1 protein-coding gene is annotated in these 287 nt (G+C 44.3%); it reads right to left on the bottom strand.

The window, feature by feature from the left end; genetic code table 11:
- Nucleotides 1-287: glutamate ligase domain-containing protein (locus C1G53_RS12195; protein WP_330847487.1), on the bottom strand; the 287-nt coding region annotated here is incomplete at both ends.

The following is a 287-nucleotide window of genomic DNA, read 5'->3' on the forward strand; positions in this document are numbered from 1 at the left end:
CCGCCAAATCTTCTACCTTAACCTGACCATTGTCTGTTTCACGCGCTGATCCATAAATTTGAGCAAGGTAAACTGCATCTGCTCCATTCAAAGCATCTGCAAACTCATCGAGAAGCGCAATGGTACGAGTGAATGTATGTGGTTGGAAGATGGCTACCAACTCCTTGCTAGGATACTTCTGACGTGCCGCATCAATGGTTGCAATGATTTCCGTTGGATGGTGAGCAAAGTCATCAATGATAACAGTATCATTGACAATTTTCTCCGTAAAGCGACGTTTGACACCT

The sequence above is a fragment of the Streptococcus suis genome, from assembly GCF_002960445.1.
Lineage (GTDB): Bacteria > Bacillota > Bacilli > Lactobacillales > Streptococcaceae > Streptococcus > Streptococcus hyiners.